Below are 6,743 nucleotides of genomic sequence, written 5' to 3'. Positions count from 1 at the left end.
GCTCCTGGGGCGCGGCCGATCTCAAGGCTGCGCTCGAAGCGCGCGATCGCGCCGCCTGCGGCCAGGTAGCGCCGCCGGACGGGCTTTTTCTCGTCGGCGTCGACTATCCGGAGGCGCCCGGCAAATTCACCATCGCCGGGGACCCCGACACTTAACCCGTCGTGCTGTCCGGTATGTCGATGCCGAGCAGCGCCTGCAGGCCGAACAGGACGAGCAGCGAGGCGATGAACATGCCGACAAAGACGGCGGTGCCCACGGCGGCGCCCTTGCCGATCGACGCATTGGTCATGCGCCAGGTCAGCAGCGCCGACAGCGCGAACAGGAACAGCGAGACAAGGCTGCTGATCTCGCTGGTTGAGGGCAGGAACAGCCTGAGCAGCGCCGAGGGCAGCATCAGCCAGGCGATGATCGCCGACGCCCAGTTGGAGGCAACGACATAGTGGACGAAGCGGCCGCCGATGCCGGTGCGCGGCGCGACCAGCGCCAGCGCCACCAGCGGCAGCACCCAGGAGCCGATATCCACCGTCGCCAGCCTGATCAGCATGCCGAGGCGCCCGGCGAAGGCCTCCGGATCGCCGATCTCATTGGCGATCCCCACCCAGCCGACGATCAGCGCCGGCGCCGCCACGACGATGGCGTAGAAGGAATTCCAGAAACCGTCCGCCGAAAGGTCGAGCAGGCGCAGCCCGTCGGCCTTGCCGAACATCAGCCGCCAAGCGCCGACCAGCGAAGCATAGGTTTCGTCCGCCGATAGCATGGTCACGAAAGGCCTTTTGCGAACCAGTCTTCGATGAAACGTTCGTAGATCTGCGTCAGCGTCTCGAGGTCGGCAAGCGCGACGCGCTCGTCCACCATATGCATGGACTTGCCGACCAGCCCGAACTCGACCACAGGGCAATAATCCTTGATGAAGCGCGCGTCCGACGTGCCGCCGGAGGTGGAGAGCGCCGGCGTCCTGCCGACCACCGTCTTGACGGAGCTGCTCAGCGTATCGATCAGCCTGTCGTCGCGGGTGAGGAAGACATGGCTCGGCCGGTCGCGCCAGACAAGCTCGTAGTCGACCGGCGTCTTCTTGCCCGGTCGGTATTTCTTGCGGCCGGCCGCCTGGTCGAGCCGGTTGTGGATCTCGGCTTGTATCGTCTGCGCGTCCCATGTGTCGTTGAAGCGGATGTTGAACGTCGCCGTCGCCTTGGCCGGGATGACGTTGGTCGCCGGATTGCCGACGTCGATCGACGTCACTTCGAGATTGGTCGGCTGGAAATCCTTGGTTCCCTTGTCGAATACGGGATGGAGCAGCGCGTCGACCAGGCTCATCAGCCCGCGCACCGGATTGTCGGCAAGCTGCGGATAGGCGGCATGGCCCTGGCGTCCGTTGACGGTCACGGTACCAGACAGCGAGCCGCGCCGCCCGATCTTGATCATGTCGCCCAGCGCATCCGGATTGGTCGGCTCGCCGACGATCGAGGCGTCCCACTTCTCGCCCTTGGCCGCCGCCCAGTCGAGCAGCTTGGTGGTGCCGTTGATCGCCGGCCCTTCCTCGTCGCCGGTGATGAGCAGCGAGACCGAGCCTTTCGGCCCGCCGTTTTTCTCCACGTGGCGAGCCACCGCGGCGATGAAGCAGGCGATGCCGCCCTTCATGTCGACGGCGCCTCGGCCATACATCTCGCCTTTGGCGATTTCGGCGGCGAAGGGCGGATGCGTCCATGCCGATTCGTCGCCCACCGGCACGACATCGGTATGGCCGGCAAACATGAGATGCGGGCCGTTGCCCGAGCGCCGCGCATAGAGGTTTTCGATGTCCGGCGTGCCGTCTTCCGAGAAGACTGGGCGCTCGACCGAAAAGCCAAGCGGCTTCAGCATGTCCCCCAGTGCGGCAAGAGCCCCACCTTCTGCGGGTGTGACGGACGGACAGCGGATCAGGGCGGCAAGATTCGCGGCGGGATCGGTCGGCAATGTCATGGGCAAAGCGATAGTCGAAAGCGTTTGTCGTGTCACGGTGGCAGATCATCGCCGGTGATGCCGCCGACAATATGGTTTTCATCACGTATAAATGCATGTCGCCCGGACGTTTGCAGCAGTTCTGGGAGAACGACAGGACATCATGGCAAGTCGGGAGCCAAGCGAGGACAAATTCATGGCCAGCGAAACAAGCACCATCGCGATAGCCGGCGCCGGCAGCATCGGCTGCTATGTCGGCGGCTGCCTGGCGCTCGCCGGGCGCAAGGTCGTCTTCCTAGGCCGCGGCCGCGTCGTCGAGGCCATGCGAGAAAGCGGGTTGCGCGTCAGCGATCTTGATGGCCGCGACCGCCGCATCGAAGCGCAGGCGATTTCGGCGACCGTCGATCCGGCGATCGCACTGGCGGACGCCGATGTCATCCTGGTGACGGTGAAGAGCGGCGCGACCGGGGAGATGGTGAAGCTGATCGCCGCCCACGGGCGTCCGGATGCCGTGGTGGTCAGCCTGCAGAACGGCGTCGACAATGCCAACCGGCTGCGTGACGGGCTCCCCGGACGGCGGGTGCTGACCGGCATGGTGATGTTCAACGTCGTGCAGTCGGCGGACGGCGAGCTGCCGTTCCGCATCCATCGCGCCAGCCAGGGCGAGGTAATGATCGACGACGGCGTCGATGGCCTTGCCGAGCTGCTCGATGTCGACGGGCTTGCCGTCGAGGCGCGCGCCGACATGAAGGCGGTGCAGTGGAGCAAATTGCTGATGAACCTCAACAATGCTCTGGTGGCGCTCTCCGACCTGCCGCTGGCAAGCCAACTGGCCGACCGGAGCTGGCGCGTGATCCTGGCCGCCCAGGTCGACGAGGCGCTTGCCGCGATGAGGGCGGCGGGGATAGCGCCGGCGCGCATCACCGGCCTGCCGCCGGCGCTGCTGCCGAAAGTGCTGCGGCTGCCCGACTGGCTGTTCGGCCTCCTGGCGCGCCGCATGCTGGCGATCGGCCCTCAGGCGCGTTCGTCGATGTGGGACGATCTCAAACGCGGCCGTCCGACCGAGATCGACGAATTGCAGGGCGCGGTCATTCGCCTGGCCAGGCAGGCCGGCATCCCGGCGCCGATGAACGAACGGGTCGCGGCTCTGGTGCGTCAGGCCGAAGCGGAAAAGCGCGGTCCCCCCGGCCTCGGGCCGGACGCGGTCAGCGCAATTCCAGGAAAAGTGTGAGCGGTTTTCCGTCCGGAATTGCGCAAAAACAAACGGATAGAGCGGTTCGCCGTTTCCTTGAAACGGTGAACCGCTCTAGCGGCGGCCTTCGATCAGCGTGATCTTCTGCCAGATCTTGCGCGACAGGTTGGAGCTCAGGTTCTCGATGTCGTTGACCCCGTCGATGACGACATCGTCATTGACCGACTGCGCGAACAGCGCCGCCACCTTGCCGGCGATCGACAGCATCTCCGAGCAATAGTCGAGATAGCGCGCAAGGTCCGCGGCGTTGGTCATGCGGGCGGGCGAGTGCGCGGTCGGCTTGAAATCGGCCGACAGCGCCGCCGGGTCCTTGGTCAGCTGATGCATGTCGATGACATGGATCAGCGAGCGCAGCCCGTGCAACTGGCGGAAGACTTTCTTGCGCTTGATGCGCTCCTCGGTGCGGACCAGCGCCAGCAGCCCGAGCGCGGCCAGGATGACGGTGTTGATCGTCGCTTCGATGCCTTGCATCGACTGTACGGCGTCGTCGGCGCCCGAAATGCGGTCGAGCGGCAGGATCGTGCCGACGAACAGGAACACCGCCACGCCGGCGATGAAGGCCGCGATGATGACGCCGCGCAGCCACCAGATCGGCGTCTCCAGTTCCCTGGCCGCCTTGGCGAGGTCCCGCGACAGCGACACCAGCTCGGCGGCGACGCCGCGCAGGCCGGCATCCGGAAAACGCTCGCCGATCCGCCCCTCCAGCCTTTCGGCCGTCTCGATGATCAGTTGCGGATCGAGCGCGCGGTAGCGCATGACAGCCTCACGAATCGGCCGGCGCGTTGGTGCGCCTGCCGTAACGGTTCGGTCCGGGATCGCTGCGGAAACAGGAGAGGATGATGAGCAGGATGGGACCGATGATGAGCGAGATCAGCGCAAAATAGGTCGGCTTGCCGAAATCGTGGAAGCGCTTTGCCGTCACCGCGAAGGTGGCCCAGGCCGAGATCAAGAGCACGCCCCAGCAGATCATGGCCCAGTTCTGGCTGGCGGTGGTGTTCAACTCCACCCGCGCGAACTGGTAGAACGGGAAAAACTGAACGAGCACCAGCAAAACTCCGGCCAGCGCATAGGCGACCGGGCTCAGCCGCCCCGAAAGGCTGAAGAACAGCCAGAGGAATTGCGATCTTTCAGACAACCGCGTCCGCTCCGTCAAAGCATGTCTCCCGAAGTGGGAACCGGTTTCGGGACAAAGACATGCGCAAGATCAAAACCTAAAGCGCAGGGAGCGAATCTGAAAGATCGCGACGCGCTTTAGGAAGGATCAATCGCGCAGCAATTCGTTGATCGAGGTCTTCGAACGCGTCTTGGCGTCGACGCGCTTGACGATGACGGCGCAGTAGAGGCTCGGGCCCGGCTCGTTGTTCGGGAAATTCTTGCCCGGCATCGAGCCGGCGACCACCACCGAGTTGGGCGGCACCTCACCGTAGAAGACCTCGCCGGTGGCCCGGTCGACGATCTTGGTCGACTGGCCGATGAACACGCCCATGCCGAGCACCGAGCCTTCGCGCACGATGCAGCCTTCCACCACTTCGGAGCGCGCGCCGATGAAGCAATTGTCCTCGATGATGGTCGGGCCGGCCTGCATCGGCTCCAGCACGCCGCCGATGCCGACGCCGCCGGAAAGATGCACGTTCTTGCCGATCTGGGCGCAGGAGCCGACCGAGGCCCAGGTGTCGACCATGGTGCCCGTATCGACATAGGCCCCGACATTGACGAAAGACGGCATCAGCACCGCGCCCGGCGCGACATAGGCCGAGCGGCGCACGATCGAGGACGGCACGGCGCGGAAGCCGGCCTTCTCGAAATCGACGGCGCTCCAGCCGTCGAACTTGGACGGCACCTTGTCCCACCACACCGCCTGGCCGGGGCCGCCCTTGATGATCTCCATCGGGTTCAGCCGGAAGGAGAGCAGCACCGCCTTCTTCAGCCACTGGTTGACGTGCCACGTGCCGTCGTCCCGCCGCTCCGCGACGCGGGCGACACCGCGGTCGAGCAGGTCGAGCGCGGACTGGATGGCGTCGCGCGTCTCGCCGCGCGTGGCGGTCGAAATCGTGTCGCGCTCCTCGAAGGCCTTCTCGATAGTCGTTTCGAGGCTCGCCAGATCGGGCTTCGACATGATTTCGCTCCATTACCAAGCTGTTAAGGGGCTGAGCCTTAACCTGTTTAAAAGTCGCGCGGACCCTATGTTAAGGCTGAATGGGGGTCAATCGCGCCAGCGTCACGGGACGGCGCAAGTAAGGAATTGGACGGGTGGATTCGATGACTCCCATGGAAAAGGCGGGGTGGACGCCGCTGCCGCATTCGGACGAGGACCTGGAGCGCGCGAAAAGCGTGCCGGATACCCCGCAGACACGTGCCGAAACCTACCGGCTGGCCTGGAACGATCCGGACTTCATGACGCGGCGCGAATTGCGCGCCGTGCGGCTGCAGCTGGAGCTCTTGAAGCCGGAAATGATCCTGGCCGAACGCGGCATCCGCTCGACGGTGATCCTGTTCGGCGGCGCCCGCCTGCCCGAGCCGGGCGGCGAAGCCTGGGCTGCGAAGAACGAGACGCAGAAGAAGAACCTCGAGGCGAACAGCAAATATTACGAGGAAGCGCGCAAATTCGCCCGTCTGTGCTCGCAGCAATCGGCCACCTCCTATTATCGTGAATATGTCGTCGTCACCGGCGGCGGCCCTGGCGTCATGGAAGCGGGCAACCGCGGCGCCGACGATGTCGGCGCGCCGTCGATCGGCTTGAACATCGTGCTGCCGCACGAGCAGGCGCCCAACGCCTATGTCACGCCGGAGCTCTGCTTCAACTTCCACTATTTCGCCATCCGCAAGATGCATTTCGTCATGCGCGCCAAGGCGGTTGCCGTGTTCCCGGGCGGCTTCGGCACGATGGACGAGTTCTTCGAGACGCTGACCCTGATCCAGACCGGGCGCATGGAGCGCGTGCCGGTGATCCTGTTCGGCAAGGCCTTCTGGCGAAGGGTGATCGACCTCGATTTCCTTGCCGAGCAGGGCACGATCTCGCCCGGCGATCAGGATATCATCGATTTCGTCGACACCGCCGAGGAAGCGTGGGAAATCATCCGACGCTTCTACAAGTTGGGGGAGTAGGAACTGATGAATTGAAGAACTAAACAATTGAAGAACGACTCGGACTCCCTTTTTCGTCAATTCTTCAATTCTCCAATTCCTCTACTCGGGGATCCATCCCGGCCATGCCGGCTCACACCGGCAACTCGGCCAGCCAGCCATTCGAGTGCGCGAAGCGCACAATGGCCGCCCGCGAGCGGAGCTCGAGCTTCTCGGACGCCCTTGTGCGATAGGTTTCGATCGTCTTGATGCTGAGGTTGAGTCGGGACGAGATTTCCTTGTTGCTGTAGCCGAGCGCCACCAGCTGGATCACCGACCGCTCCCGTTGGCTGAGATTGCCCGGATCGCCCTGCGGGGCGCTGCGCGGGCTCAATATGCGCGCCGCGAGTGCGGGATCGACATAATTGTCGCCGGCCAGCACGCACCGGATGGCCTGCAGCAGGTCCGTCGCGGTCGAGCGCTTGACCAC

Annotated in this window: 8 protein-coding genes; 2 read left to right on the top strand and 6 right to left on the bottom strand. The window is 64.7% G+C overall.

Going from position 1 to position 6,743, the window contains the following annotated elements; translation table 11 throughout:
- Positions 1–151 precede the first annotated feature (151 nt).
- Positions 152–757, bottom strand: coding sequence for a transporter (locus EOA27_RS16240; RefSeq protein ID WP_126083621.1), 606 nt, complete (start codon positions 755–757; stop codon positions 152–154).
- A gap of 2 nt (positions 758–759) precedes the next feature.
- Positions 760–1,959 carry a succinyl-diaminopimelate desuccinylase gene (gene dapE, locus EOA27_RS16235; RefSeq protein ID WP_126080162.1) on the bottom strand — a complete coding sequence of 400 codons (1,200 nt, stop codon included), beginning with the start codon at positions 1,957–1,959 and terminating at the stop codon, positions 760–762.
- 175 nt (positions 1,960–2,134) lie between these two features.
- Between dapE and EOA27_RS16230 the strand changes: the two genes are divergently transcribed.
- Positions 2,135–3,169 carry a 2-dehydropantoate 2-reductase gene (locus EOA27_RS16230; RefSeq protein ID WP_127256687.1) on the top strand — a complete coding sequence of 345 codons (1,035 nt, stop codon included), beginning with the start codon at positions 2,135–2,137 and terminating at the stop codon, positions 3,167–3,169.
- A gap of 75 nt (positions 3,170–3,244) precedes the next feature.
- Here EOA27_RS16230 and EOA27_RS16225 read toward each other — a convergent pair whose 3' ends face one another.
- From EOA27_RS16225 to dapD, 3 genes are all read right to left on the bottom strand, one after another.
- Positions 3,245–3,946 (bottom strand): hypothetical protein, encoded by a 702-nt coding sequence (locus EOA27_RS16225; RefSeq protein ID WP_126080164.1) that lies wholly within the window; start codon positions 3,944–3,946, stop codon positions 3,245–3,247.
- Positions 3,947–3,953: 7 nt separating this feature from the next.
- On the bottom strand, positions 3,954–4,325 hold the full coding sequence (locus EOA27_RS16220) for a DUF805 domain-containing protein (RefSeq protein WP_189341914.1): 372 nt from the start codon (positions 4,323–4,325) through the stop codon (positions 3,954–3,956).
- A 126-nt stretch (positions 4,326–4,451) separates the two neighbouring features.
- The gene (gene dapD, locus EOA27_RS16215) at positions 4,452–5,306 is read right to left on the bottom strand and encodes a 2,3,4,5-tetrahydropyridine-2,6-dicarboxylate N-succinyltransferase (RefSeq protein ID WP_126080166.1); all 855 of its coding nucleotides are present in this window, start codon (positions 5,304–5,306) and stop codon (positions 4,452–4,454) included.
- A 143-nt stretch (positions 5,307–5,449) separates the two neighbouring features.
- On the opposite strand from dapD, the gene EOA27_RS16210 reads away from it, so the two are divergent.
- On the top strand, positions 5,450–6,295 hold the full coding sequence (locus EOA27_RS16210) for an LOG family protein (RefSeq protein WP_126080167.1): 846 nt from the start codon (positions 5,450–5,452) through the stop codon (positions 6,293–6,295).
- 112 nt (positions 6,296–6,407) lie between these two features.
- Here EOA27_RS16210 and EOA27_RS16205 read toward each other — a convergent pair.
- A partial coding sequence (locus EOA27_RS16205) for a response regulator transcription factor (protein ID WP_189562041.1) occupies positions 6,408–6,743 on the bottom strand: 336 nt, incomplete at its 5' end.

The organism is Mesorhizobium sp. M2A.F.Ca.ET.037.01.1.1 (genome assembly GCF_003998075.1).
GTDB lineage: Bacteria > Pseudomonadota > Alphaproteobacteria > Rhizobiales > Rhizobiaceae > Mesorhizobium.
This window is presented reverse-complemented; position numbering and strand designations above follow the sequence as displayed.

Bases quoted from the DNA above. Each gene is read 5' to 3' on its own strand.
- EOA27_RS16240 (WP_126083621.1), bottom strand. From the start codon at position 757: ATGCTATCGGCGGACGAAACCTATGCTTCGCTGGTCGGCGCTTGGCGG.
- dapE (WP_126080162.1), bottom strand. From the start codon at position 1,959: ATGACATTGCCGACCGATCCCGCCGCGAATCTTGCCGCCCTGATCCGC.
- EOA27_RS16230 (WP_127256687.1), top strand. From the start codon at position 2,135: ATGGCCAGCGAAACAAGCACCATCGCGATAGCCGGCGCCGGCAGCATC.
- EOA27_RS16225 (WP_126080164.1), bottom strand. From the start codon at position 3,946: ATGCGCTACCGCGCGCTCGATCCGCAACTGATCATCGAGACGGCCGAA.
- dapD (WP_126080166.1), bottom strand. From the start codon at position 5,306: ATGTCGAAGCCCGATCTGGCGAGCCTCGAAACGACTATCGAGAAGGCC.
- EOA27_RS16210 (WP_126080167.1), top strand. From the start codon at position 5,450: ATGACTCCCATGGAAAAGGCGGGGTGGACGCCGCTGCCGCATTCGGAC.